Here is a 26,341-nt window from a genome sequence, read left to right as displayed (position 1 = left end):
CGCATGAACGGCAAGATCGCCTGGATCACCGGTGCCACCGCCGGTTTCGGTGCCGCCACCGTCGAGCGCTTCGTCGCCGGCGGTTGGCGGGTGATCGCCAGCGGCCGCCGGGCCGAACGATTGCGGCAGCTGGTGGACCGCCACGGCGCCGAGCGCGTGCATGCGGCCGCCTTCGACATGCGCGACGAAGCGGCCATGCGCGCCGCCCACGCCGCCCTGCCACCGTCGTTCGCCGGCATCGACCTGCTGGTCAACAACGCCGGCCTGGCGCTGGGCACCGCACCCGCGCAGCAAGCCGACCTGGCGCAATGGAAGCAGATGATCGACACCAACGTCACCGCGCTGGCCACGATCACGCACCTGCTGCTGCCGCAGCTGATCGAACGCCGCGGCGCCATCGTCAACATCAGCTCGATCTCCGGCAGCTACGCCTACCGCGGCGGCAACGTGTACGGCGCCAGCAAGGCCTTCGTCACCCAGTTCTCGCAGAACCTGCGCACCGACCTGCACGGCAGCGGCGTGCGCGTGACCTCGATCGAACCGGGCATGGCCGAGACCGAATTCACCTTGGTGCGCACCGGCGGCGACCAGGCCGCCTCCGACCAGCTCTACGCCGGCGCCCACCCGATCACCGCGGCCGACATCGCCGACACGATCTGGTGGATCGCCAACCTGCCGCCGCACCTCAACATCAACCGCATCGAGCTGATGCCGGTCAGCCAGTCGGCAGCCGGGCTGCAGGTGGCGCGCGACAGCTGAGGCTGAACCCGCTCAGCCCGCCTCGCCGCGATGCACGTCGTGCGTCACGAACGGATGTCCGGGGTCGGGGGCGGCAAGCCACTGCGGGTGCGCCAGGGTGTGGCGCATGTCGTCCAGGCCGCCCTGCCAGTGGCTGCGCATGCTGGTGGCGCTGAATTCGTAGTCCTTGAAGTGGCCTTCGTGGGGCCGGTCCTGGTAGATCAGGTGGATCACGTTGGTCAACGCCTCCGCCGCGCGTGCCTCGGCATGGCGGTACGCCGGGTCGCCGCGCCGCTCGGCCGGCACCAGCGCCATCACGTCGTGCAGCAGGCGGCGCTGCTCCTGCATGCGGCGCATGAACTCGGTGACCAGCCGGGTGCGGCTGGAGTACTGGATCTCCTTGCTGCGCTCGGCCACGTCGGCAAGATCGCGCGGCAGCGTGCCGCGGGCGCTCCACAGGTCGACCTGGAACACCAGCGTGTCGCAACCGGGGCGTTCGCTGAGCACCTCGTAAAGCGGCGTGTTGGAGACCATGCCGCCGTCCCAGTAGAACTCGCCGTCGATCTCCACCGCGGGAAAGCCCGGCGGCAACGCGCCGGAGGCCATGAAGTGCTCGGGCCGCAGGCGCTCGCGGCGATTGTCGAAATAGGCGAAGTTGCCGCTGCGCACGTTCACCGCGCCGACCGCCACGCGCATCGTGCGCGCATCGTTGAGGCGGTCGAAATCGACCAACCGCTCCAGCGTGGCGCGCAGCGGCTTCGTGTCGTACCAGCTCACGCTGCCCGGCGTGGCGTGCCCGCCCAGGAACGGCGGCGGCTGGCGCGGGTGGAAGAAGCCGGCCTGGCCCTCGGTCATCGCGCGCCAGGCGGCCAGGCCGCTCATGCCGTTGAGCCATGCCGTCGGCCACGCCACCGCATCGAACCACGGCAGCGCCGGCACGTCCGGCCACAGCGGCGAGCGGCAGATCGCCTCCCAGAATTCGCGCAGCCGTTCCACCCGCCGCTCGGGCGCGTTGCCGGCGATGATCGCCGCGTTCAACGCGCCGATCGAGATGCCGGCCAGCCGGTTCGGCTGCAGGCCGGCCTCGTCCAGCGCCTCGAACACGCCGGCCTGGTAGGCGCCGAGTGCGCCGCCGCCCTGCAACACCAGCGCGACGGTGCGGTAGTCGCGGGCTACCGTTTCCGCCAGCGACGGCGTGGTCACTGCATGAACCAGCCGTGGCTGACCACGATCGACTGGCCGGTCAGCGCGGCGGAGGGGAAGGTGGCCAGGTACAGCGCGGTCTGCGCGATGTCCTCCACCGTGGTGAAGGTCGCGTCGACGGTGTCCTTCAGCATCACGTTCCTGATCACCTCGTCTTCCGTGATGCCGAGCTCCCTGGCCTGCTCGGGGATCTGCTTCTCGACCAGCGGCGTACGCACGAAGCCCGGGCAGATCACGTGCGAGCGCACGTTGTGCGGCGCACCCTCTTTCGCCAGCGTGCGGGCCAGCCCGAGCAGGCCGTGCTTGGCGGTGACGTAGGGCGCCTTCAGCTTCGAGGCTTCGTGCGAGTGCACCGAGCCCATGTAGATCACGATGCCGCCGCGGTCGCCCTGGTACATGTGCTTGAGCGCGGCCTTGGTGGTGAGGAAGCCGCCGTCGAGATGGATCGCCAGCATCTTCTTCCAGTCGGCGAAGGCGAACTGGTCGATCGGATTGATGATCTGCACGCCGGCGTTGGAGATCAGGATGTCCAGATGGCCAAATGCCGCCACCACCTTGTCCGTGCCGGCGTTGACCGCCTCCTCGCTGGTGACGTCCATCGCCACGCCGAGCGCCTTGCCGCCGGCGGCGTTGATCTCCGCCGCCACCGCATCGGCAGCTTGCTGGTTGATGTCGGCGATCGCCACGCTGGCGCCGTTCTTCGCGTACAGCTCGGCGATCGCCTTGCCGAGGCCGCTGGCCGCGCCCGTGATCAGGGCGACCTTGCCGTTGAGACTGCTCATGCGTTGCTCCTGTGCGACTGGAACTGGATGGAACGGGTCATGCTGGAGCCCGCTTGCGGGCGGTGCTCTCGGCGCCGGTATTCGGAATTTGCGAGAGCATCGCCCGCGAGCGGGCTCCTGCGATCAGTGGGTGTCTTCGGCGAGGTAGGTGTAGGCGGTGAGGCCGGCATCAAGCGCATCGTACAGGCGCGCCGCCTCGTCGCCGGCGACGCCCGCGTCGGCAATGCGCGCGCGGTAGCTGGCGCGCAAGGCCTCCAGGTCGTAGCCGACGTAGTCGAGCATCAGGTCGGTGGTGTCGCCGCGACGCTTGTTGGCGAACACGTAGCCGTCGCCCTCGACGCGCACGTTGACCGCGTCGGTGTCGCCGAACAGGTTGTGGATGTCGCCCAGGGTCTCCTGGTAGGCGCCGACCATGAAGATGCCCAGCCGATAGCTCTCGCCATCCTTCAGCGCATGCAGCGGCAGGCTGACGTCGACGCCGTCAGCCTCCACGTAGTGGTCGATGCGGCCGTCCGAATCGCAGGTGAGGTCGACGATCACGCCGCGCCGGGTCGGCTCCTCGTCGAGCCGCGCGATCGGCATGATCGGGAACACCTGGTCGATCGCCCACACGTCGGGGATCGATTCGAATACCGAGAAGTTGGTGAAGTACTTGTCCACCAGCTTCTCGTCCAGCTCGTCCAGCACCTGTCGGTGCGCGCGCTCGGCCGGCAGCAGGCGCCCGCGCACGGCATTGGCGATGGCGTAGAACATCTCGTCCAGTCGCGCGCGGTCGGCCAGCGACAGCTGGCCCAGCGCGTACAGCGATTGCCCTTCGGCCAGGTGATGCTGGGCCTCGTGGAACAGCTCCAGCGGCGGGCGCTCGTCCAGCGCCGCGTGGACCTCGCGCAGGTGGCGCAGCACCACCGGCTCGTCCCCGCGCGGCGACGGCATGCTGCCGGCCGGCACCTGCTCGACCTCGGTCACGTTGACCACCATCACCGCGTGGTGCGCGGTCATCGCCCGGCCTGCCTCGGTGAGGATGTGCGGCGCGGCCAGGCCCTCGGCGCTCACCGCCTCGGCCAGCGACTGCACGATGGTGGCGGCGTACTGTTCCAGCGAGTAGTTGATCGAGTTGTGGCTGCGCGAGCGGGTGCCTTCGTAATCCACGCCCAGGCCGCCGCCGACGTCGACGATCTCCAGCGGCACGCCCATGTGCGAGAGTTCGACGAAGTAGCGGGTGGCCTCGCGCATGCCGTTGGCGATATCGCGCACGTTGGAGATCTGCGAGCCCATGTGGAAGTGCTGCAGCTTCAGCGTGTGCTTCAGGCCCGCCGCATCGAGCCGCTCGACCAGGCGCAGCACCTGCTGCGGCGACAGCCCGAACTTGCCCTTGTCGCCGCCGGTGTTCTGCCACTTGCCGGCGCCGATCGAGGCCAGCCGCACGCGCACGCCGAGCAGCGGCTCCACGCCCAGCGCCTTCGACTCGGCGAACACGTGGTCCAGCTCGGACAGCTTCTCGATCACGATGTGCACGCGCAGGCCGAGCTTCCTGCCGATCAGCGCCAGGCGGATGTACTCGCGATCCTTGTAGCCGTTGCAGATCACGATGGAATCGGGCCGCGCCATCGCCAGCACCGCCATCAGCTCGGGCTTGGAACCGGCTTCCAGGCCGAAGCCCTGCGCCCCGGCGGCGACCAGCTCGCCGGCCACGCTGCGCTGCTGGTTGACCTTGATCGGATAGATCGCGGTGTAGCCGCCGGCGTAGCCGTGCTCGGCGATCGCGTGCGCGAACGCGCCCTGCAGGTGCGCCAGCCGATCGGCGAGGATGCCCGGGAAACGCACCAGCAACGGCAGCCGCAGGCCCTCGGCGCAAGCGCGGTCGACGATCTCCGGCAGCGCCAGCGCCGGGCCGTCGGCGCCGCGCGGCCGCATGACGATGCGGCCGGCGGCGTCGATGTCGGCGTAGCCGTCGCTCCAGTGGGGCACGGCATACGCGTGGCAGGCGGTGGCAATGGTCCAGGGCTTCGACATGGAGCCTCCCTCGGGCAAACGGGGCTTGGGGATGTCGCAGCGGCGAGCCTTGACGAAAGGTGCTCGGATCGAGCGGAAAGCCGGCCGGCCGGAAGCCTCGCACGCCGCGGGGCCGGTTGGGCTTGTCCGGCCTTCGTCACGCCTTCGCGACGGCTGGCCGGGCCACCATTGTAATGGTCGCGCGCCGCCCTGCACGGCGGCGGCGGCCGGGACGTCAGCCGCCGTTGCCGGTACAATTGGCCCTCTTTGCCCACGCTTCGCGGAAACATCCCATGTCGCAGCCAGCCACCGTCACCGAAGCCCACTGGTTCACCGAGGCGCACCAGGCGTCCGGGTCCTCGATCGGCTTCCGCACCGAGCAACTGCTGCACTCGGAGAAGACCCCGTTCCAGACCATCGAGATCCACAAGACCACCGACTGGGGCAACCTGATGGTGATCGACGGCTGCGTGATGCTGACCAGCCGCGACAACTTCCTCTACCACGAGATGATGACCCACCCGGCGCTGTTCACCCACGCGCGCGCCAAGCGCGTGGTGATCATCGGCGGCGGCGATTGCGGCACGCTGCGCGAAGTGCTGCGCCACGAGGAAGTCGAGCACGCCGTGCAGGTGGAGATCGACGAGCGCGTCACGCGCCTGGCCGAACAGTATTTCCCCGAGCTGTGCGAGGCCAACGCCGATCCGCGCGCCGAGCTGCTGTTCATCGACGGCATCAAGTACATGGCCGAGTGCGAGCCGGAGTCGGTGGATCTGGTCATCGTCGACTCGACCGACCCGGTGGGCCCGGCGGAAGGCCTGTTCAACGCCGCGTTCTACGCCAGCTGCTACAAGGCGCTGCGCCACGGCGGCCTGCTGGTGCAGCAGAGCGAGTCGCCGCTGGCCCACCTGGACCTGATCCGCTCGATGCGTTCGGCCATGCGCACCACCGGCTTCGCCGCGGTGAAGACGCTGCCGTTCCCGCAGCCGTGCTACCCCACTGGCTGGTGGAGCTGCACCATGGCGCGCAAGGGCGGCGACCTGTCCGGCTTCCGCGAGCGCGGCGCACTGAGCAAGAAATTCCCCACCCGCTACTACAACGCGGAAATCCACAAGGCCGCCCTGGCCCAGCCGGAATTCATGCGCGAGGCGCTGGGGGACTGAAAGCCGGGAATGGGGAATAGGGAATGGGGAATAGTAAAGAGCCGCCCGTCGTTGCTCTTCCATTCCCTATTCCCTATTCCCTATTCCCTATTCCCTGCAACTAAAACATCTTCGACCGCACCTTCGGCAGCAGCACCAGCAGCAAGGTGGCGAGCGGGCCGAGCAGCAGCGAGAGCAGGAACCACAGCAGCCCGCTGCGGTTCTTGCCCTGCGCCAGCGCCGCGTTGATCAAGGCCAGCGTGCCCCAGCCGACAAACCATGGGGCGCCATCGGTCCACAACGAAAAATGATTCACGACACTCTCCCGAGCGATGGGTGGCGTCGTCCTGCGCCCGAACAGGCATCCTAACAAGCTTGGCCGCCCCGCCGACCGGCGGGCGGCGCGTCGATCAGGCGAGCTTAATCTGCACTCGCTATGCTGGCGCCTTTGCCGCCGAGGGAAGTTCACGATGCCTGGAATGCGCTGCGTTGCCGTGAGTTGCGTGTGGCTGCTGTTCGCCGCGCCGGTGCTGGCGGCCAAGGCGCCGCCCGCCGCGAAACCCGCGGCGACGACGTCCAGGTCGGCGCAGGCGCGCGACCAGGCGCAGCTGGCCTTCCAGCGCGATCTGGTCAGCGTGCTGGCGCCGCGCGCCGATGCGATGCCGCTGCTCGGTGCCGCGCTGCTGGCGCGGCCATTGTTCAACCAGCCGCCGGGCAACAGCTTCCACGCCCTGATCGAGCGTGCGGCCGCCGCCGATGGCGCGGGCCCGGCGGTGAACTGGGTGCGGCTGGCCGATTGCGAGGCCAAGGCCGGCAACTGCCCCAACGCTGCCGCGCTGGATGCCTTGCTCACGCAGGCGCCGGACAACGCCGCCGTGTGGCTGGTCAAGCTGGGCGCCGACGCGCGCGACCACAAACAGGACGACGCCCGCGAAGACCTGCGTCGCGCCGCCGCCGCCAAGCTGTACGACGACTACGCCGGGATCAGTCTGCAGGCGTTGGCCGATTCGGTCGGCGTGCTGCCGCCGCCGGCCGCCGCGCTGGACCCGAACCACGCCGCCGGCGCGGTCGGCATGCAGACCGTGCTGATCTTCGGCCTCGCCAGCGCCCAACCGCAGCCGAGCCTGCAGCTGGTGGCCAAGTTGTGCGAGAACGCCGGCGAGGATGCCTCGATCAAGGCCGATTGCCTCAACCTGGCCAAGCTGCTGCAGTGGGGCTCCAGCCCCCTGGCCCGCTCACTCGGCCTGCACCTGGCCGAGGTGCTGGCCGACGACCCGGCCGCGGCCCAGGCCGCCAAAGACGCCCGCCGCCGCCTGGTCTGGCAGGTGCGCAGCTTCAACCAGCTGCTGGCCAAAGTGCAGGACGACACCCCCCTCGCCCGCCACCTGCTGTCGCTGGCCCGCAACGGCGGCACCGAGATGAGCCTGCAGGCGGCCGCCCTGCGCGATGCGGGCATTGCGCTCGATCCGCCTGCGGCGGATCGAGAACCGGGAATAGGGAACCGGGAATAGGGAACCGGGAATAGGGAATAGGGAATAGCCACAGCCGAAGCGACAAGCACCAGCCCGGTCGCAAGCCGCTCTTCCGATTCCCTATTCCCCATTCCCTATTCCCCGCCTATTCCCCATTGCCGCCCCGCCCGTTAGGCTGGACCCACCTTCCGTGGCAGGGGCGATCCGATGCTTACGACGCTGGTGGCGAGCAGCAAGGGCGGGTGCGGCAAGAGCACGCTGGTGACGCAACTGGCGTCGCACTGGGCCCAGGCGGGGCAGCACAGCGCCATCGTCGACGCCGACCGGCAAGGTTCCAGCTTCCGCTGGGCCGCGCGCCGGCCGGAGAACGTCCCCGGCGTGCTGGCGCTCGAAGGCGGCCGCCGCTCGCTGGCGAAACTGCCATCGGACACCGCGCAACTGCTCATCGACACCCCCGCCGGCGCGCGCGAACGCGAGCTGGAACCCTATCTCGACCAGGCCGACGTGCTGCTGGTGCCGGTGCTGCCCTCCTCGTTCGACCTCGACGCCACGCTGGCCTTCACCGAGGAGCTGCGCGCGATCAACCGCATCCACCGCGGCAAGCTGCCGGTGGGGCTGGTGGCCAACCGGCTCAAGCCGTGGACGCACGCCAGCCAGGATGCGCTGACCCAGCTCGCCGAGCAGTCGCCGTTCCCGATCGTGGCGCAGTTGCGCGACAGCCAGGCCTACGTGCTGCTGGCCGCGCTGGGCAAGGGCATCTTCGACTACCACAGCGAGCAGGTGCGCAGCCACCAGGAGGACTGGAAACCCCTGCTGCGCTGGATCAAGCGCCAGTCCTGACAGCGGCCCACGCCTCTTCCCTTTTCGCCGGAGCCTCCCATGCACGAACTGATCCTGCTGCGCCATGCCGAAGCAGTGCCCATAGCCGACGGCGGCGACGACCGCGAACGCGCACTGAGCACGCGCGGCGAACAGGAGGCACAGGCTGCCGGCCTGTGGCTCGCCGCGCACGGGCTGCAACCGCAGCGGGTGCTGTGTTCGCCGACCCGACGCACCAGCGAGACCACCCGGCTGGCACTGGCCGCGCTCGGCACCGCGCCGGCGCCGCGGATCGCCGAGGAAATCCACGAGGCCACGCCGGGCGAGCTGTTGCTGCTGCTCGACCAGCACACCGACGCCGACACCGTGATGCTGGTCGGCCACAACCCCGGCGTCGAACGGCTGGTCGCCCTGCTGGTGGAAGGCCGCTCCGACGAATTCCGCGGCATGCCGCCCGGCGCGCTGGCGGTACTGCATCTCGATGGGCCGCTGGAGCCCGGCCAGGCGCGACTGGACGCCTTCTGGTCGCCCTAGGTTGCTTCGATCAAGCCTTTTTGCTCGTCATCCCGGCGAATGCCGGATGACGGATGACGGCTTGCTCGCACCTTCGCTGGCGCCCCACACGCCGCGCATCGTCACGGGACGGTGGCACACAACCGTTATCATGCGGCGATGTTCCGCGACCTTCGCCGCCTCGCCCTGCCGCTGCTCCTGCTGGCCACCGTGCTGCAGGGCTGCACGCTGTCCAAGGCGCAGATTCGCCGCGCCGACGCGGTGGTGGCGGCCACCGTCGACCGCCAGCAAACCTGCCACCAGGCCGACCACTGCGCGCAGCCCTCCCCGCTGCTGCAGGCCGCCGACCAGGCGCTGGCCGAATCCACCGCCGGGCACCCGGTGCACGTGGTCACCCTGCTCGGCGACAGCGAGCCGGCGCTGGCCGCGCGGATCAACCTGATCCGCGCCGCACGGCGCTCGATCGACGTGCAGACCTACATCTGGAGCCAGGACGACGTCGGCCAGCTGGTGCTGGACGAACTGGTGCGCGCCGCGCGCCGCGGCGTGCAGGTGCGCATCCTGGCCGACCAGCTGTTCTCCTTCAACGACCCCGACCTGCTCGACGCGCTGGCCCGCGCCAGCGCCAACCTCAAGGTGCGGCTGTACAACCCGACCTTCCACAAGGCGCGCACGCCGCCGCTGGATTTCGCCGCCGGCGTGCTGTGCTGCTTCATGCAGTTCAACCAGCGCATGCACAACAAGCTGCTGCTGGTGGACGACGCCATCGGCATCACCGGCGGGCGCAACTACCAGGACCGCTACTTCAACTGGGACGACACCTTCAACTACGTCGACCGCGACGTGATGGTCGGCGGTCCCGCCGCCACCGCGATGGCCAGCAGCTTCGAGCTGTTCTGGCGGCACAAGCGCGCGGTGCCGCTGACCCACCTGCGCGACGTCAACCAGCGCATCGTCGCCGACCGCGCCGCGCCGAGCTGGCCCCAACCGCATTATCGAAAACCCCAGCGGGTCGCCCAGCTGCTGCAGGCCGCCGAGGACCCGGCCTGGCTGCGGGCGTGGCTGGTGGAACCGTCGCTGCAGGTCGGCAACGTCGAATACTTCAGCGACCTGCCGGCAAAAACCGACGATCCCGGCGGCAAGCGCACCGCGGCGTTCACCCGCCACATCATGCAGATGATCGGCCAGGCCCGCCACGAGGTACTGCTGCAGACGCCGTACCTGGTGATGAGCCGGCGCGCCCAGGGCATCTTCCGCCGCCTGCACCGGCGCGCCGACCCGCCGCGGGTGATCGTGTCGACCAACTCGCTGGCCTCCACCGACGCGTTCGCCGTCTACGCGATGTCGTACAAGCACCGCAAGCGCTACCTGAAGAAGTTCGGCTTCGAAATTCACGAGCTGAAGCCGCACGCGCCCGGCCCCGCGGTGGACTACGAACTGGCCAACCTGGACGCCGACACCGCGCAGGTGCCGGCCGCCACCGCCACCCCCGCCAGGGCCTCGCGCACGCGCTTCCACCTGCTCGGCAGCGGCAGCGGCAACCGCCCGGCGCCGCTGCGCAGCGAGGGCCGGCGCTCCGGCCTGCACGCCAAGTCGATCGTGATCGACGACGACTTCAGCATGGTCGGCTCGCACAACTTCGACCCGCGCTCGGACCACTACAACACCGAGGCCGGCGTGATCGTCTACGACCACGCCTTCGCCGACGAACTGCGCCAGGCCATCCTGCGCGACACCGAGCCGCAGAACGCCTGGGTGATCGCGCCGCGCCGTCCGGTGGTGCCGGTGCTCACCGACATCAACCAGGCCATCGGCACGGTCTCCGAGAGCCTGCCGTTCTTCGACCTGTGGCCGTTCCGTTACGCCACCAGCTTCGACCTCAAGCCCGGCTGCCCGCCGCTGCGCGCCAGCGACCCGCGCTTCTACGCATGCTACCAACCGGTCGGCGACTTCCCCGACGTCAACCTGTCGCCGAAGTGGGTCATCACCCGCCTGATCACCGCCTTCGGCAGCAGCGCCAAGGGCATCCTGTAGCGCGCTGACCTCGCCTGCACGTGCGGCGTCGTTCAATGGGGTTCGAGTCACGTCAGGAGACACGCAACCATGAGCCATGCATTCAAGGTCGGCGACCACGTGCGCTGGAACTCCGAGGCCGGCCACGTCAGCGGCAAGATCATCAAGGTGCACACCCGCGACACTGAGTACAAGGGCCACCCCCGCCACTGCAGCGAGGACGATCCGCAGTACGAGATCAAGAGCGACAAGACCGACCACGTCGCCATGCACAAGGGCGCGGCGTTGCACAAGATCGACTGAGCGATGCCCGCCACCCCCGCCACGATCTGGACCATCGGCCACTCCACCCGTCCGCTGGAGGAGTTCCTCGGCCTGCTCGACGAATACCGCATCCAGGCCATCGCCGACGTGCGCCGCTTCCCCGGCTCGCGCCGCCACCCGCACTTTGCCAGCGAGGCGCTCGCCGCGTCGCTGCCCGCCCACGGCATCGCCTACCAGTGGATTCCCAGACTCGGAGGCCGCCGCAAGGTGCAACCCGACTCGCCCAACACCGCCTGGCGCAACGCCTCCTTCCAGGGCTACGCCGACTACACCGCCACCGCGGAATTCGCCGACGGCCTCGCCGAACTGCTGCAACTCGCCGCCCGCCAGCGCACCGCCATGATGTGCGCCGAAGTGGTCTGGTGGCGTTGCCACCGCTCCATCGTCTCCGACGTGCTCAAGCTGCGCGGCATCGAAGTCATCCACATCCTCGACGCCACCCACACCACCGTGCACCCGTATACGTCGGCGGCGCGCGTGGTGGATGGGCGGTTGAGTTATGCGGCAGCGCAGGGGGAGTTGCTGTAGCGCGCCTGCATCAGACCACCCGTCCCGTCATGCCTGCGAAGGCAGGCATCGCACCGTGCCACCGCCTTGCGGATGCCCATTTCGGGCATTACCATACCCAATATGGGCAAAAAGGCTACCCGTGGAATCAGCGAGGCCGCGGCGCTTTACGCCAGCACCAGCCTGTCCGACGCCTTGTTCACCACCACCCAACAGCGCGTCCTCGGCTGCCTGTTCGGCCAGCCCGATCGCAGCTTCACCGTCAGCGAACTGATCCAGACCACCGGTGCCGGCAGCGGCGCGGTGCAACGCGAGGTCGCCCGGCTGGCCGGCAGCGGCCTGCTCACGATGGAACCCGTCGGCAACCAGAAGCGCTATCGCGCCGATCCCGCCGCGCCGATCCATGCCGAACTGGTGTCCATCGCGCGCAAGACCTTCGGCCTTGTTGCTCCCTTGCGCGAAGCGCTGGCGCCGCTGGCTTCGCGCATCTCGGTGGCCTTCGTGTATGGCTCGGTGGCCAAGGGCACCGACACCGCGGCCAGCGACATCGACCTGATGCTGGTGTCCGATGCACTGGCCTATGCGGACGTCATGGCCGCCCTGCATCCGTTGATCGAACGCCTGGGCCGCGAGATCCATCCCACGCTCTATACCCGCGCCGAGCTGCGCAAGCGCCTCGCCGCGGGCAACAGCTTCGTGACCCGCGTATTGGCACAACCACGGCTGTGGGTGATCGGGAGTGAGCATGACCTCACCGCTTGAGAACCTGACCGGTCAGTGAGCATCAAGGTCGGGCGCACATTCTGTAGGAACGCACCCCTGTGCGCGACGCCCTTGCTCTGGTTGCATCCAAAGGCAAGAGCGTTCGATCGCCTTCGGCGACCGAGTCACTTTTCTCTTGCGTGGCCAAGAGAAAAGTAACCAAAAGAGAAGGCCACCCCGCTTGGCGCTTGCCGCCCATCCTGGGCGGCAAGTCCGTGAGCCGGGGCCGGGCTTTTCGACAGGGCATCCTGCCCTGGCGAAAAGGCATCGGCATCCATGCCGATGCCCGCTGCGCGGCCTGCCGACCCCGACTCACCGCCGCACAGGGGCCCCGGGTAGAGCAGCGCGCCATCCTGGCCCGCACTCGGTGTGCAACCGCTGCGCGGTCGCGAGAGCAGAGCGCAGCGGGCAAATGAGACGTCTCTGTCGGCCATAAGCAGTCCACCAGCAGCCATCAGACTTCGCCCCAATTAACGTGTCGAATGCCACCTAATGGCACCGGTCCAGACTGGTATCGGGATGACCGTGTAGCACTGGGCTACCATGCGGCCATGCCCGTCTCCAATGCTAAGGTCCCCACAAACCTGTTGCTGCTTCACCAAGGCGAAGAAGAGTTGCGCCAGCGCGCGGTGCATCTGGTCGAAACCAACCCCGACCTGGTGGCTCACTTGGACATCACCGAACGCGCCATGGACGTGATGGACATGCTGCGCCAGCACTACACGGCCGACGACGACGAACGCGCCCTCAGCCACCTGGGCATCCGCACGTTCAACGGCTTTGCCACCGCGTGGAAGCTCATGGCTTCAGGCTACTACCAGGCGGCCGCGCTCATCCTGCGTGACATCGTAGAGACCACCAGCCTAGTCAACGCCTTCCATTTGAACCGCGCACTCGTCGAGAAGTGGCGCAAGGCGGATCGGCGTACCCTCATGCGGGATTTCAGTCCTGCAGCCGTCCGCAAGATTCTCGACGACGACGCGGGATGGAGTGAGAGCCGACGCAAGGCCATTTACATCAAGTTCTCCACGCTGGCCGGGCACCCAACGCCCGACGGGTTTGCGATGCTGCGCCCCAAGGGCATGGACGCGCACATTGGCCCGTTCTCAGACCTCACGGCGCTGCGCGCCGTGCTGGAGGAAATGGGCATGCTGGCTCCGCAAGCCGGCTTGGCATTTTGCATCTATCTAGACACGTCCATCGACGCGTGCAGTCGGGTGGCGCACTACTTCTTGACCGGCGCGATGGATTACTCAGGCAAATACCTGGGCAAGCCCTACTCGTATGAGGAGCGCGCGGAAGTTGATTGACTTTTTGCACGCTCGCCTTTTGCGGCTTCCTGATGAGATGGGACTTGAAAGAACTTCGGGGGCACGTAGAGCGGCTGTTCGGCGAAGAGCAGCTGCGCACCGTCAACCAGTGTTTGCGGACCATTCGCGACCGGCGCGAGTTCAGTCGTTACCACTTCAACGAAGCCAAAGGCCGGATGGAGGATGTCCTTCGGGGACACAAAACCTCTGAGCTGAGCGCCGCGCTTCTGGGGGCGTTCGACACCGACGAGCAGCAGTTCGCCACCGCGCGATTTCATGCGTACGCGCACACGGTCGCCTGCGTCCAGAGCATGCATGCGGTCGTCGATAACATGGTCCACTTCGCTTACTACGTCTTGGGCGCCAACTTGGACCCAGCCACTCGTATCGATAAAGAGCGCGACATCACGTGGTCCAAGGTGAGCAAGAAGCTCGCTGAAGGGCCCATCAAGGATGGGCTGAGTGTCCTACTGGACGATCCGGGCTTCACGTTCCTGGCGGCGCTGAATAACCACTCCAAGCACCGTTCCATCATAGAGGTGGCCTACTCGGTGAACTTCGAGTCGGACGCGGTCGAACACGGCCTGCGATTCAACCCTTTCACTTACGATGAAGTGGCCTATCCGGCGAAGTGGGTTCGCCCTACTCTGATCGAGGAATTCCAGCGGCAAGAGGGCCTGATACTGACCATCGGCAATTCTGTGAACGACGAGCTTCGTAACCGGCCCTGAGTTCGTTACCGGTCGCCGCATCGCCTAGGGTCGTCGTCGGGCCGGCCTGCGCTCACAGCTTGATCGACGACATGGAATGGCACGAGGGGCTACTAACCAGACAAAGGGGTCGGGTTCATTTAGTCCTCAGAACGGAAATGAACCTGACTCGTTTGCGGATCGCACGGCGCCGGAACCGGCCGCCGCCTGATCCGCAGCCCGGCGGGGCGGTCGACGACCGCGCCGCCGGGCCTTTGAAGGTTTATCGGGACCTGCAGGACGTCGACGCCGGGAGTCATCCGCTCGACGCCTAAGCTGCAAACCTGCCTGCCGAAGTTCTCAACCTCCTCGCCGACCTTCGCCAAGTCCCCGCCGAGATTCCCGACGTCCTCGCCGAGCTTCACCACATCCCCGCCGAGGTTCCGGACCTCCTCACCGACCTTCGCCACATCCCCGCCAGGGTTCCCGACCTCCTCGCCGAGCTTCGCCGCGTCCCCGCCGGGGTTCCGGCACTCCCCGGCGAGTCCGTCCACGTCCGTGCCGATCGGTTGAACCTCGCCACCGGGATTCGCCACCTTCTTCTGTTTCTTGAGATCCCGTGCGACAGGCCGCTTCGACTCCGGCCGCTGCGCGGCCTACGCTCAGCGCGAACGGTTCGGGAGGTGCGGTCGTTCGGGCGAGGGTGCGAGGGCTCGGGAGCACTTCGGGCATCGCCCGCACGGATTCCCGTAGGTGCGTTCGTCGTCTTGCGCGGCGGGCGAAGTTCGATGCCTGCCTTCGCAGGCATGACGGAGTGTGTGGAGATACGCAGGGAGTACAGGGAGGCGGGGGAGCCGGCTCTTCTGAAGAGTGCGGGCCAGGATGGCCCGCTGCTTTACTCGGGGCCCCTGTGCGGCGGTGAGGCGGGGTCGACAGGCCGCGTAGCGGGCATCGGCATGGATGCCGATGCCTTTTCGCCAGCACATGGATGTGCTGTCGAAAAGCCCGGCCCCGGCTCACGGACTTGTTGGGCAGGAAGCCCAACAAGCGCCAAGCGGGGTGGCCTTTCTCTTTGGTTACTTTCTCTTTGGCCACGCAAAGAGAAAGTGACTCGGTCGCCGAAGGCGATCGACCGCTCTTGATTCTGAATGCGGGGAAAGCCGGCGGGCAGTGCCCGCCCTACGCCGCCGTTGGCCACGCAAAGAGAAAGTGACTCGGCTGCCGAAGGCAGACGAAAGCTCTTCGCTTTGTAGTGCAACAAGAGCATCGCGCGCGAGCGTGCTCCTGCGAAGGGGCTCGTCGTCGGGCGAAGTGCGATGCCTGCCTTCACAGGCATGACGGAGTGCGGGGAGGCTGGTCCCCGCAGCCGACGCGACGCGCCAGCCTCACTCCTTCTTGATCGCGTGCCCGCCGAACTCGTTGCGCAGCGACGACAGCAGCTTGTCGGCGAACGAGTCGTCGTCGCGGGAGCGGTAGCGTTCCATCAGCGAGAGGGTGATGACGGGGGCCGATACGCTCAGTTCCATGGCCGCGTCGACGGTCCAGCGGCCTTCGCCGGAGTCGACCACGTAGGGGGCGACGCCGTCCATCTGCGGGTTTTTCTTGAGCGCGTCGGCGGCCAGGTCCAGCAGCCAGGAGCGCACCACGCTGCCGTAGCGCCAGATCTCGGCGACCTGCGCGAGGTCCAGGCCGAACTCCTGCTTGTGCTTGAGGATCGAGAAGCCTTCGGCGTAGGCCTGCATCAGGCCGTATTCGATGCCGTTGTGGACCATCTTGGTGAAGTGGCCGGAGCCGGCCGGGCCGACGCGGCCCCAGCCCTGGTCCTTGCCGGGCGCCAGCGTCTCGAAGATCGGGCGCAGGGTTTCGACGACCTGCTCGTCGCCGCCGACCATCATGCTGTAGCCCTCGGCCAGGCCCCACACGCCGCCGCTGGTGCCGCAGTCGACGTAGTTGACGCCCTTGTCCTTGCACTTGGCCGCGTGGCCGAGCGAATCCTTGTAGTTGGAATTGCCGCCGTCGATCATCGTGTCGCCCTTGTCCAGCAGCGCCAGCAACGCGGCGACGGTGTCGTCGGTGACCTTGCCCGAGGGCACCATCAGCCACAGCACGCGCGGCGCGGGCAAGGCCTGCACCAGTGCCTCGAGCGAAGCGGCCGAACCGCCGCCCTTGCCTTCCAGCTGCTTGCGCGCGTCTGCGTTGGGGTCGAAGCCGGTGACCTGGTGACCGCCATTGAGCAGCCTTTGCGCCATGTTGGCGCCCATCTTGCCGAGACCGATCATGCCCAGTTGCATGGAAGCTCCTTGCGTGAAGTGGAGAGTGGAATTTCGCGATTCTAGGTGGTCGGGCGATAAGCGCGCGTGAGATGACCGCGCACGCTCAATGCGGCAGGCAGCGGCGCAGGCGCGCCAGCAGGCGGCCGCTCAGCCGGCGACGGTTGTACGCCATCGCGGCGAGGCGGATCGCCTCGGTCTTGGTCGGGTAGGCGTGGATCACTTTCGCCAGCGTGCGCAGGCCCACGCCGGCGACCATCGCCAGGGTGACCTGGCTGATCATGTCGCCGGCGTCGCGCGAGACGATGGTGGCGCCCAGGATGCGGTCGCTGCCTTCGCTGACGTGCAGCTTGACGAAGCCGTCCTGCTCGCTGTCGGTGATCGCGCGATCGACCTGGTGCATCGGGATGGTGTAGGTCTTGATCGGGATGCCGCGCGCGTTCGCCTCGCGCACGTACAGGCCGACGTGGGCGATCTCCGGATCGGTATAAGTGCACCACGGCACCACCCGTTCGCTGAGTCGCTCGCGTCCGCCGAGCAGCGCGTTGCGCACGCCGATGCGCGCCGATTCCTCGGCGATGTCGGTGAACTTGGCTTCCAGGCAAACGTCGCCGGCGGCGAAGATGCGCCGGTTGCTGGTGCGCAGGTGGTCGTCGACGGTGATGCCGGCGGTCTCGTCGTAGTCGATGCCGGCGGCCTCCAGCGCCAGCCCGTGCACGTTCGGGCGGCGCCCGACGCCAGCCAGGATCGCGTCGACGCGGATCGTGCTGTGGTAGTCGTCGGTGACCAGGTCGACCACCTTCTCCGCACCCTCGGTACGGATCGCGACCACCTCGGTGTTGAGGCGCACCTCGATGCCGTCGCGGGCAAACGCCTCGGACAGGGTCTGCGCCGCGTCGCGCTCCTCGTGCGGCAGGAACAGCGGCATGTTCTGCACGATGGTGACCTTGGCGCCGAAGCGTTCGAACGCCTGCGCCAGCTCGCAGCCCAGCGGGCCGCCGCCGATCACCAGCAGCCGCGGCGGCAGCTCGGTCAGGTCGAACACGGTGGCGTTGGTGAGGAAACCCGCCTGCTTGAGGCCGGGGAGATCGGGGATCTGCGGGCGCGCACCGGTGGCGACCATGGCGCGGCGGAACCGCAACGGCTGGCCGTTGACGGCAAGGCTGTCCGACCCGGTGAACTGCGCATTGCCGAAGAACACGTCGACGCCGCGCTGAACCAGGTGGCGCACCGAGACGGTGCCGGCGAGGTGGCTGCGGATGCGCCGCAGGCGCGCCATCGCGGCGGCGAAATCCACCGTGATCGCGGCCGGCGCCTGCGCACCGTAGCGCGCGGCGTCGCGCATCTGCGCGTACACCGCGGCGCTGCGCAGCAGGCTCTTGGACGGCACGCAGCCGGTGTTGAAGCAGGTGCCGCCGAGCAGGTGGCGTTCGACCAGCGCCACGCGCGCGCCCAGCGCGGCAGCCGCTTCCGCCGCGGCCAGTCCGGCCGAGCCGGCGCCGAGGATCACCAACTGGTACGGCGCGTCCGGCACGGGATTGACCCATGAGGTCGGCCCCGCCGCGGCGAGGCGTTCGCGTTCCCAGTCGTCGTGCGGAGTGGTGATGCTGGCGTCGTAGCGGGTACTCATTGGCGGACTCCTCCGACCGGCGCGTCGAGCCAGCCGCCGCTGAACCCGGCCTTGCGCAGGCCGCTGGCGAGCGGGTGGCAGCCGCGCATCAGGCGCCAGATCGACTCGCTGCGATGGTTCTCGATCATCATGAAGACGATGCCCTGGTCCAGCCCGTAATGCCCCGGCGAGATCCATGGCCCGCCATCGCCGCCGTCCACGCTGGCGTTGAAGCTGGTGGCCAGGCGATCGGCGCCGAGGATCTGCGGATGGCGCAGCAGCATGGTGCGCAGCGCCGCCAGCGCCTGCGTCGGCGCGAACGGCAGCGAGGCCAGCACCGCCGGCGGCGACAGCGTGCCGTCGTCGGGGCCATACGGCACGCCGCGCGCGGCGTAGCCGAACAGGTGGCGCTGCTCGTTGGCCACGTCGAGCTGTTCGTCGGTGGGGCCGTCGCAGGCGGACAGGCCCCAGCAGTTGCGGTCGTAGCCGATGAACCCTTGCGGGTTGAGTTCGGCGTAGCGGCGCTGCACGGCCACCGCGCGGCGGCTGTTCTCGAAATAGTCGGAATCTTTTTCGCGCATGAACCGGTCGCGCACGCCGCGCAGGTCCAGCCACGCCTGCGAGTAGTGGTGCACGAACAGCGGGCCGGCGTAGAGGAAGTCCTGGTCGTACAGGTTCTCCCACTGGTAGGTCGCGGTCCAGCCGGCGTAGCAGTCGGCCGGGATCGGATGGGTGGGCGAGCCCAGCGCCAGCGCGTACAGCACGATCGCCTCGCTGTAGCCCTCCCAGCCGTAGTGCAGGTAGCCGCTCTCCGGTTTCCAGCCCTGGTAGATGGTGCGCGCATCGTCCTGCGACCAGCGCCAGTCGACGCGCCGGTACAGCGCATCGGCCAGTTCGCGCAGCTCGGTTTCCTCCGCGCCGGGGCCGTCGAACGCGGTGGCGACGGTGAGCATGCCGGCGATCAGCAGCGCGCTGTCGATCATCGACAACTCCGATTGCCACACCCGCGCGCCGCTGTCGATGTCGAGGAAGTGGTAGTAGAAGCCCTTGTAGCCGGTGGCCGCGGGGCTGCCGCTCTGGTCGCTGTCGTGGAAGAAGCGCAGTGCCAGCAGGCTGCGGCGCACCGCCTCGGCGCGCTCGATCCAGCCGCGCGCGACCGCCGCGGGATAGCACGACAGCGCGAAGCCCACCACCGCGATGCTCACCGGCGAGTGCGGCCGCGAGGTGTCGGGGATCAGCCCGTTGCGCGGGTTCATCGTCTCCGTGAAGTAGCCGAACGCGGCGCGCTGCAGGCGGTCGAGCATGGCGTCATCGGAGAGCGAGCACAGCGTGGTCATCGGCGGCATCCTGGCAGCTGGGGTGGAACGGCAAACTGCCTGCCAGTGTGCGACGACAAGTGCGTGCGTGGCGTGTAGAGCGGCACTTTCACGTTGCATTGCCGACGCGCGCCGCAGGCTGGAGCGGTTTCGCCGAATGGCCTGGACGCGCGCCATGCCCGCGCAGGGCGGGAACCTTTCGCTTGCGCGGGCATGACCGGCTCGCAGGTTTTTGCGCTCATGCGCATGCCATTCGCCCCCTCGTCCGATCCGACTGCACCGCAGCCGCAGGAGCCGTCCGCATGTCCACCGATGCATCCCCACCGCCCCGCCACCTGCTCGGCAACGGTCGCCTCACCACCATGCTGGGCCCCAACGGCGCCGGCTTCCTGCGCTGGCGCGAACTGGCGGTGACGCGTTGGCGCGAGGACCCGGTCACCGATCCCTGGGGCAGCTTCCTGCTGCTGCGCGACGAAGACGACGGCGCGGTGTGGTCGGTCACCGCGCAACCGCTGGGCGTGTCGCGTCCGGACGATGTGGTGCGCTTCGCGCCCGGGCTGGCGCACTACGCCGGCCGCCACCAGCTGCTGCACCACGAGCTCGATGTCGCGGTGGCGGCCGACGCCGACCTCGAACTGCGCCGGCTGGTACTGAGCAACCACGGCGACCGCCATCGCCGCGTGTCGCTGACCAGCTACGCCGAACTGGTGCTCGGCCCGCGCGGCGACGACGACAGCCACCCGGCGTACTCCAAGATGTTCGTGCAGACCGACTGGGATGACGCGCGCCAACTGCTGCTGGCCACCCGGCGCAAGCGCAGCGACAGCCAGGCCACGGTATGGGCGGCGCAGGCCCTGCAACTGCTCGGCGACACCGCCGGCGCGCCCGAGCGCGAGACCGACCGCGCGCGCTTCCTCGGCCGCGGCCGCACGCTGCGCGATGCGTGCGCGATGGCTCCCGGCGTGGCGCTGTCCGGCACCACCGGCTGCGTGCTCGACCCGGTATGGGCGCTGCGCCGGAGCTTCACCCTCGCGCCGGGCGCCCGCGTCGTACTGCTGCTGTGGACGCAGCTGGCCGACTCGCGCGAGGGCGCGCTCGCGCTGCACGCGCGCATGCAGGATGCGCAGGCCGCCGAGCAATTGTTCACCGATGCCGCAGCACGCGCCCGCGGGCAACGCCAGCAACTCGGCATCGACGATGCGCAGGCCGCGTGCTTCGCCCGCTGGCAGGATGCGCTGCTGGTCAGCGATGCGAGTCAGCGCGCCGCGCCGGACGATCGCGCGCGCGGTCACGGCGGCGCACCGGCGCTGTGGGGGCTGAGCATCTCCGGCGATCGCCCGATCGCACTGCTGCGCGCGGACGGTGCCGCGGCGCTGCAGCGGCTGGATGCGCTGCTGCTGGCGCAGCGCTGGTGGCGCGCGCAGCAACTGGCGGTGGACGTGGTGGTGCTCGATCGCCTCGGCGAGGACGACGCCACGCGCGCTGCCCTGGCGCCGCGCATCGACGCGCAGCAGGCGCAACTGAAGGGCTGCGAAGGCTTGCCCAAGGTGGAGCTGTTCTGCCTGCGCGAGGATGCCATCGCCGCCGACCAGCGCGACGCCTTGCTCGCCGCCGCGCGCGTGGTGGTCGACGCCGACACCGTGGCCACCGCTGCACCCGCCGCCGCGACGTCAGCCGCCTCTGCGCCGATCCGCGCCGGGACGCCCGCCGCGGTCGTCGCACCGGACGAGCCGGTGCAGGAGTTTCCCAACGGCCACGGCGGTTTCATCGAGCATGGCCGTGCCTACCGCATCGAGCTGGATGACGCGCGCCCCACGCCTGCGCCGTGGACCAACGTGTTGGCCAACCCGCATTTCGGCTGCACCGTCACCGCCGAGGGCGGCGGCTACAGCTGGTCGACCAACAGCCAGCAGAACGCGCTGACGCCGTGGCCGAACGACCCGGTCAGCGATCAACCGCACGACATCATCTACCTGCGCGACAGGGACAACGGCGAGCTGTGGAGCGCCGGCGCGCTGCCGATCCGCGTGCCCGGCGCGCGCTGCACGGCGACGCACGGCAAGGGCTGGACGCAACTCTGCAACGACGCCCACGGCATCGCGCTGGCCTTGACCGTGTGCGTGGCGCCGGACGATCCGGTCAAGCTGTCGCGGCTGCGCCTGGTCAACCGGTCCGGCCGCACGCGGCGGCTGTCGATCACCGGCTACGTGGAATGGGCGCTCGGCGCCAACGGCAGCACGCCGGCGCCGTTCGTGGCGACCGCGCGCGACGCGGCCAGCGGCGCGTTGTTCGCCCGCAACCGCTGGCGCGCCGATTTCGGCGAGCGCGTGGCGTTCTTCGACCTGGCCGGCGCGCAGCAGTCGCTCAGCGGCGACCGGGCGAGTTTCCTCGGCGCGCTGGGCAGCACCGCGCAGCCGGCGGCCTTGCATCACGACCACCCGCTGGACGGTCGCCTCGGCGCCGGACTCGACCCGTGCGGCGCGCTGCAGACGCGCGTGGAACTGCCGCCGGGCACGCAACTCGATCTGATCTTCCTGCTCGGCGAAGGCGGCGACGAGAACGCCGCGCGCGCGCTGGTGGCGAAGTACCGCCACGTCGATGTCGACGACCTGCTCACCCGCATCGCGACGCAATGGAACGACCTGCTCGACACCGTGCAGGTCGGCACGCCCGACCGCGCGCTCGACATCCTGCTCAACGACTGGCTGCTGTACCAGGTCACCGCCTGCCGCCTGTGGGCGCGCACCGCGTACTACCAGGCCAGCGGCGCCTGGGGCTTCCGCGACCAGTTGCAGGACGTGATGGCGCTGTGCGTGAGCCGCCCCGACCTGGCGCGCGAGCACCTGCTGCGCGCCGCCGGGCGCCAGTTTCCCGAGGGCGACGTGCAGCACTGGTGGCTGCCGCCGCACGGCCAGGGCGTGCGCACGAAGATCCGCGACGATCGCGTGTGGCTGGCCTATGTGGCGATGCATTACGTCGAGGTCAGCGGCGACCGCGCGGTGCTGGACGAAAAGCTGCCGTTCCTGCAGGGCCAGGCGATCCCCGACGGCGCCACCGATGCCTTCTTCCAGCCCGAAGTGTCCGACCGGCAGGCGACGCTGTACGAGCACTGCGCGCTGGCGATCGACACCAGCCTCACCCGCGGCGCGCACGGCCTGCCGCTGATCGGCACCGGCGACTGGAACGACGGCATGAACGCGGTCGGCGCGGAGGGCCGTGGCGAAAGCAGCTGGCTGGGCTGGTTCGTGCTGGCCACCATCGACGCGCTGGCACCGGTGGCCGCCGCACGCGGCGATGCGCGCGCGGCGCGCTGGCGCGACTGCGCCACGGCGCTGCGCACGGCACTGGAGCAGTCCTGGGACGGCGCGTGGTATCGCCGCGGCTACTACGACGACGGCACGCCGCTGGGTTCGAAGGACAGCGAGCAATGCCGCATCGACACCATCGCGCAATCGTGGAGCGTGCTGGGCAAGGCAACCGACCGCGAACACACGGTGCAGGCGATGGATTCGGTCGACCGCCTGCTGATCGACCACGAGCACAAGCTCGCGCGACTGTTCACCCCGCCGTTCGACCAGGACGGCAAGAAGGACCCCGGCTACATCAAGGGCTACCCGCCCGGCGTGCGCGAGAACGGCGGGCAGTACACGCATGGCGCGATCTGGTCGATCTTCGCCTGGGCCAGGCTCGGCGACGGCGACCGTGCCGGCGGCCTGTTCGACCTGCTCAACCCGATCCGTCACAGCGACAGTCCCGAGGCCGTCGAACGCTACAAGGTCGAACCCTACGTCGCCTGTGCGGACGTCTATTCGGTGGCACCGTACATCGGCCGCGGCGGCTGGACCTGGTACACCGGCTCCGCCGCCTGGCTCTACCGCGCCGGGCTGGAGGCGCTGCTCGGCTTCCACTTGAGGGGCGACCGGCTGCACATCGATCCGTGCATTCCCAAAGCCTGGCCCGGCTTCAGGATCAGCTACCGGCATCGCGGCACGCTTCACGAGATCGGCGTGCAGAACCCCGACCACGTCTGCCGCGGCGTGCAACGGGTGGAAATGGACGGCCAGACGCTGGACGCCGCCGAACCCGTCACCCTCGCCACCGATGGCGCGACGCACCGCCTGCGCATCACGCTGGGCCATCCGCCCTCGTAGGAGCCCGCTCGCGGGCGATGGTTTTCCCGGATTCGCGATCCGCGAAAGCGGCGGGCAGTGCCCGCCCTACGTCACCGCTTCGAAGCCGCGCGTCGGCCCCGACCCGTCGACTTTGCCGCTGCGCGGCTACGCTCAGGATGAACGGCGAGAGGGGTTCCGTGTAGGGCGGGCACCGCCCGCCGGCCGCGGGCCAACTCAACGTCGCCGCGTGCGCGAGGCACCGAGCTTGCGGGTCAGCGTGTTGCGTCCCACGCCGAGCGCCTGCGCCGCGTTCTGCCGATGCCCTTCGTGTGCCTGCAGCGCGGCCTGCAGCAGGGTCTGGTCGAGCGCTTCGCGGGCGCGGGCATGGATGTCCGCCTCGCCATCGGCCAGCGCCTGCGTGGCCCACTCGCGCAATGCGTCGGTCCATTCGCCGCCGCGTGCCGTGTCCGCAGCGTCGCCCAGGTCGCCGGGCAGGATTTCACTGCCCGGCGCGATCACCGCCAGCCGGCGGCACAGGTTTTCCAGCTCGCGCACGTTGCCGGGATAGTCGCGCTGGGCGACGAGTTTCAGTGCGGCCCTGGAGAAGCGCTTCGGCGACAATTTCAGTTCCTGCGCGGTGGCGGCCAGGAAGTGCTGCGCCAGCAGCGCGATGTCGCCGCGGCGGCTGCGCAGCGGCGGCAGTTCGATGCGCACCACGTCCAGCCGGTGCATCAGGTCGGCGCGGAATGCGCCGGCGGCGACGCGCGCGGAAAGATCCTGATGCGTGGCGGCGACGATGCGCACGTTGCAGCGGATCAGTTCGCGCCCGCCGACCCGGTAGAACTCGCCGCCGGCCAGTACGCGCAGCAAGCGCGTCTGCAGGATCAGCGGCATGTCGCCGATCTCGTCGAGGAACAGCGTGCCGCCCTCGGCCTGCTCGAAACGGCCGGCGACGCGGCGGGTGGCGCCGGTGAACGCGCCGGCCTCGTGGCCGAACAGTTCGCTCTCCAGCAGCTCGCTGGGGATCGCGGCGGTGTTCAGTGCGATGAAGGGTTGCTCGCGGCGCGCGCTCTCCTCGTGCAGCGCGCGCGCCACCAGTTCCTTGCCGGTGCCGGTTTCGCCAGTGACCAGCACGTTGAGGTCGCTGGCGGCGACGCGGCCGATCAGCCGGAACACCTCGCGCATCGGCGCGCTGTCGCCGAGCAGGGCGTGGCGGGCGACCGGCGCGGCGGGAGCCGGCGCGGCCACGTTCGCCGCGCTGGCCAGCACGCGCTGCACCACGGCCACGGCGTGATCGAGGTCGAACGGCTTGGCCAGGTAATCCACCGCACCCGCGCGATAGGCTGCCGCCGTGGTGGCGACGTCGGTGTAGGCGCTCATCACGATCACCGGGCCGATCGCGCGTTGCTGCAGGTCGTGCAGCAGGCTCAAGCCGTCCTCGCCCGGCATGCGCACGTCGGTGAGCAGCAGCGCGGGGCGTTCGTCGCGCAACGCCGCGCGCGCCGCCTCGGCATCGCCGAACTCGCGCACCGCGAGGCCGGCATCGCGCAGGGCCTCGGCCAGCACGAAGCGCACGCCGCGGTCATCGTCGACGATCCAGATTTCCTGCAGGAGCGGACCTTGCGCGCGATGCTTGTCGTTGCGTGACGCAGGAGCATCGCGCACGAGGTGCGCTCCTGCGGGGATCTTCGTCCGGTCAGTCATGCGCGCGCTCCAGCGGCAGGTACAGCGTGAACACGGTCTCGCCGGGACGGCTGGCGCCGCGCAGTTCGCCGCCGTGTTCGCGGGCGATCTCGCGGGACAGCGCCAGGCCCAGGCCGGTGCCGTCGGCGCGGCCGGAGACCAGCGGCTCGAACAAGGTGTCGCGCAGCGCGGCCGGGATGCCGGCGCCGTCGTCGATCAGCTCCAGCCGCAGCGCCGTGCGCAGCATCCGCTCACCGAGGCGCACGCCGTGTTCGACGCGGGTGCGCAGGGTGAGCGTGCGGGCGCCGGCTTCCAGCGCGTTGCGCGCCAGGTTGAGCAGCAGCTGGTGCAGGCGATCGGCATCGCCGAGCAGGTCCGGCACGCTGGGGTCGTAGTCGTGGCGCCATTGCGGCGGCGCCGGCTCGGCCTGCAGCAGGTCGGCGAGGCGCTCCAGCAATTGGTGGATGTTGACCGGGCCGAGCCGCGCGGCGCCGTCGTGGTGCAGCAGGCGATTGGCCAGCGTGCCGAGCCGGTCGGCCTCGTCGATGATCATGCCGGCGAGCGCCTGCAGGTCGTCGTTGTCGACCCGTCGCTGCAGCAGTTGCGCAGCGCCGCGCAGGCCGGCCAGCGGGTTCTTCACCTCGTGCGCGAAACCGCGCAGGGTGGCCGACAGCGGCGAGCTCGCCGACAGCGGCTCGGCCAGCACGTGCACCTCCAGCAGCAGGCCATCGTCGAACGGCTGCAGCGCGATGTCCGCACGGATCTCGCGGCCGTTCGCGGCGGCCAGCGGCACCGCGCGCCACTGCGCCGGCCGCTGCGCGGCCAGCACCCGTGCCGCCCGCGCCGCAGCCTCGTCACCGTCGGCAAACAGCAACGTCAGCGGCTGCCCCAACGGGTGGCGCACGCCCAGTTCCAGCCCTTCGACCAGCGCCGGATTGAGCCAGCGCAGGCGCAGCCGGGCGTCGACCAGCACGATGCCGGTTGCCAGCTGCTGTGCCCATGTCGGCCATGCGAGATCGTTCATTGCACCATCATGGGCAATGTATCCGTTTGGTGCAAATGCCGGGGACCGCCCCGCCGCAGGC

22 protein-coding genes are annotated in these 26,341 nt (G+C 69.2%); 12 read left to right on the top strand and 10 right to left on the bottom strand.

What is annotated here, in order from left to right:
- Nucleotides 1–3: 3 nt before the first annotated feature.
- Nucleotides 4–759 carry an SDR family NAD(P)-dependent oxidoreductase gene (locus ACVCL3_RS11660; protein WP_447101377.1) on the top strand — a complete coding sequence of 252 codons (756 nt, stop codon included), beginning with the start codon at nucleotides 4–6 and terminating at the stop codon, nucleotides 757–759.
- Nucleotides 760–771: 12 nt separating this feature from the next.
- Here the strand turns inward: ACVCL3_RS11660 and ACVCL3_RS11655 are convergent, their stop codons facing one another.
- The 3 genes from ACVCL3_RS11655 to speA all read right to left on the bottom strand — a co-directional run bounded on the left by ACVCL3_RS11655 (nucleotide 772) and on the right by speA (nucleotide 4,736).
- Entirely contained in the window at nucleotides 772–1,941 is a 1,170-nt protein-coding gene (locus tag ACVCL3_RS11655; RefSeq protein WP_447101376.1) for a DUF3734 domain-containing protein, read from the bottom strand.
- Nucleotides 1,938–2,723 carry a 3-hydroxybutyrate dehydrogenase gene (locus tag ACVCL3_RS11650; RefSeq protein ID WP_395120664.1) on the bottom strand — a complete coding sequence of 262 codons (786 nt, stop codon included), beginning with the start codon at nucleotides 2,721–2,723 and terminating at the stop codon, nucleotides 1,938–1,940. Before ACVCL3_RS11650 ends, ACVCL3_RS11655 begins: the two co-directional genes overlap by 4 nt.
- A gap of 123 nt (nucleotides 2,724–2,846) precedes the next feature.
- The gene (speA, locus tag ACVCL3_RS11645; protein WP_447101375.1) at nucleotides 2,847–4,736 is read right to left on the bottom strand and encodes an arginine decarboxylase; all 1,890 of its coding nucleotides are present in this window, start codon (nucleotides 4,734–4,736) and stop codon (nucleotides 2,847–2,849) included.
- A gap of 272 nt (nucleotides 4,737–5,008) precedes the next feature.
- On the opposite strand from speA, the gene speE reads away from it, so the two are divergent.
- Nucleotides 5,009–5,878, top strand: coding sequence for a polyamine aminopropyltransferase (gene speE, locus ACVCL3_RS11640; RefSeq protein ID WP_447101374.1), 870 nt, complete (start codon nucleotides 5,009–5,011; stop codon nucleotides 5,876–5,878).
- 100 nt (nucleotides 5,879–5,978) lie between these two features.
- Here speE and ACVCL3_RS11635 read toward each other — a convergent pair whose 3' ends face one another.
- The gene (locus ACVCL3_RS11635) at nucleotides 5,979–6,173 is read right to left on the bottom strand and encodes an antitermination protein NusB (RefSeq protein WP_395120667.1); all 195 of its coding nucleotides are present in this window, start codon (nucleotides 6,171–6,173) and stop codon (nucleotides 5,979–5,981) included.
- A 154-nt stretch (nucleotides 6,174–6,327) separates the two neighbouring features.
- On the opposite strand from ACVCL3_RS11635, the gene ACVCL3_RS11630 reads away from it, so the two are divergent.
- The 9 genes from ACVCL3_RS11630 (at nucleotide 6,328) to ACVCL3_RS11590 (ending at nucleotide 14,308) form a co-directional block, all read left to right on the top strand.
- The gene (locus ACVCL3_RS11630; protein ID WP_447101373.1) at nucleotides 6,328–7,368 is read left to right on the top strand and encodes a hypothetical protein; all 1,041 of its coding nucleotides are present in this window, start codon (nucleotides 6,328–6,330) and stop codon (nucleotides 7,366–7,368) included.
- Nucleotides 7,369–7,536: 168 nt separating this feature from the next.
- Nucleotides 7,537–8,169, top strand: coding sequence for a ParA family protein (locus ACVCL3_RS11625; protein ID WP_395120670.1), 633 nt, complete (start codon nucleotides 7,537–7,539; stop codon nucleotides 8,167–8,169).
- 39 nt (nucleotides 8,170–8,208) lie between these two features.
- Nucleotides 8,209–8,682 (top strand): SixA phosphatase family protein, encoded by a 474-nt coding sequence (locus tag ACVCL3_RS11620; RefSeq protein ID WP_395120671.1) that lies wholly within the window; start codon nucleotides 8,209–8,211, stop codon nucleotides 8,680–8,682.
- Nucleotides 8,683–8,820: 138 nt separating this feature from the next.
- Complete coding sequence (locus ACVCL3_RS11615) at nucleotides 8,821–10,695, top strand: phospholipase D-like domain-containing protein (RefSeq protein ID WP_447101372.1); 1,875 nt, start codon at nucleotides 8,821–8,823, stop codon at nucleotides 10,693–10,695.
- A 69-nt stretch (nucleotides 10,696–10,764) separates the two neighbouring features.
- Nucleotides 10,765–10,977: a DUF2945 domain-containing protein gene (locus ACVCL3_RS11610; RefSeq protein ID WP_447101371.1), complete on the top strand. Its 213-nt coding sequence runs from the start codon at nucleotides 10,765–10,767 to the stop codon at nucleotides 10,975–10,977.
- A 3-nt stretch (nucleotides 10,978–10,980) separates the two neighbouring features.
- Nucleotides 10,981–11,526: a DUF488 domain-containing protein gene (locus ACVCL3_RS11605; protein ID WP_447101370.1), complete on the top strand. Its 546-nt coding sequence runs from the start codon at nucleotides 10,981–10,983 to the stop codon at nucleotides 11,524–11,526.
- Between the two features lie 102 nt (nucleotides 11,527–11,628).
- Complete coding sequence (locus ACVCL3_RS11600) at nucleotides 11,629–12,267, top strand: nucleotidyltransferase domain-containing protein (RefSeq protein WP_447101369.1); 639 nt, start codon at nucleotides 11,629–11,631, stop codon at nucleotides 12,265–12,267.
- A gap of 551 nt (nucleotides 12,268–12,818) precedes the next feature.
- Nucleotides 12,819–13,577: a hypothetical protein gene (locus ACVCL3_RS11595; protein ID WP_447101368.1), complete on the top strand. Its 759-nt coding sequence runs from the start codon at nucleotides 12,819–12,821 to the stop codon at nucleotides 13,575–13,577.
- A 44-nt stretch (nucleotides 13,578–13,621) separates the two neighbouring features.
- On the top strand, nucleotides 13,622–14,308 hold the full coding sequence (locus ACVCL3_RS11590) for a hypothetical protein (RefSeq protein WP_447101367.1): 687 nt from the start codon (nucleotides 13,622–13,624) through the stop codon (nucleotides 14,306–14,308).
- 119 nt (nucleotides 14,309–14,427) lie between these two features.
- Here ACVCL3_RS11590 and ACVCL3_RS11585 read toward each other — a convergent pair whose 3' ends face one another.
- The 4 genes from ACVCL3_RS11585 to ACVCL3_RS11570 all read right to left on the bottom strand — a co-directional run bounded on the left by ACVCL3_RS11585 (nucleotide 14,428) and on the right by ACVCL3_RS11570 (nucleotide 19,482).
- Nucleotides 14,428–14,862 (bottom strand): hypothetical protein, encoded by a 435-nt coding sequence (locus tag ACVCL3_RS11585; RefSeq protein ID WP_447101366.1) that lies wholly within the window; start codon nucleotides 14,860–14,862, stop codon nucleotides 14,428–14,430.
- A 789-nt stretch (nucleotides 14,863–15,651) separates the two neighbouring features.
- A complete protein-coding gene (gene gnd / locus ACVCL3_RS11580) occupies nucleotides 15,652–16,647 on the bottom strand; it encodes a phosphogluconate dehydrogenase (NAD(+)-dependent, decarboxylating) (protein ID WP_447101522.1) in 996 nt (331 codons plus the stop codon).
- Complete coding sequence (locus tag ACVCL3_RS11575) at nucleotides 16,643–18,166, bottom strand: mercuric reductase (RefSeq protein WP_447101365.1); 1,524 nt, start codon at nucleotides 18,164–18,166, stop codon at nucleotides 16,643–16,645. Before ACVCL3_RS11575 ends, gnd begins: the two co-directional genes overlap by 5 nt.
- Nucleotides 18,163–19,482, bottom strand: coding sequence for a glucoamylase family protein (locus ACVCL3_RS11570; protein ID WP_447101364.1), 1,320 nt, complete (start codon nucleotides 19,480–19,482; stop codon nucleotides 18,163–18,165). Before ACVCL3_RS11570 ends, ACVCL3_RS11575 begins: the two co-directional genes overlap by 4 nt.
- Before the next feature lie 281 nt (nucleotides 19,483–19,763).
- Between ACVCL3_RS11570 and ACVCL3_RS11565 the strand changes: the two genes are divergently transcribed.
- Nucleotides 19,764–23,612 carry a GH36-type glycosyl hydrolase domain-containing protein gene (locus tag ACVCL3_RS11565; RefSeq protein WP_447101363.1) on the top strand — a complete coding sequence of 1,283 codons (3,849 nt, stop codon included), beginning with the start codon at nucleotides 19,764–19,766 and terminating at the stop codon, nucleotides 23,610–23,612.
- A gap of 195 nt (nucleotides 23,613–23,807) precedes the next feature.
- Here the strand turns inward: ACVCL3_RS11565 and ntrC are convergent, their stop codons facing one another.
- Nucleotides 23,808–25,277 (bottom strand): nitrogen regulation protein NR(I), encoded by a 1,470-nt coding sequence (gene ntrC, locus ACVCL3_RS11560; protein ID WP_447101362.1) that lies wholly within the window; start codon nucleotides 25,275–25,277, stop codon nucleotides 23,808–23,810.
- Entirely contained in the window at nucleotides 25,270–26,280 is a 1,011-nt protein-coding gene (locus tag ACVCL3_RS11555; RefSeq protein WP_447101361.1) for a two-component system sensor histidine kinase NtrB, read from the bottom strand. Before ACVCL3_RS11555 ends, ntrC begins: the two co-directional genes overlap by 8 nt.
- Between the last annotated feature and the right edge of the window lie 61 nt (nucleotides 26,281–26,341).

It is taken from the genome of Rhodanobacter sp. UC4437_H4, assembly GCF_052978425.1.
The sequence above is the reverse complement of the archived record's forward strand: the minus strand, read 5'-3'. Positions and strand labels throughout refer to the sequence as shown.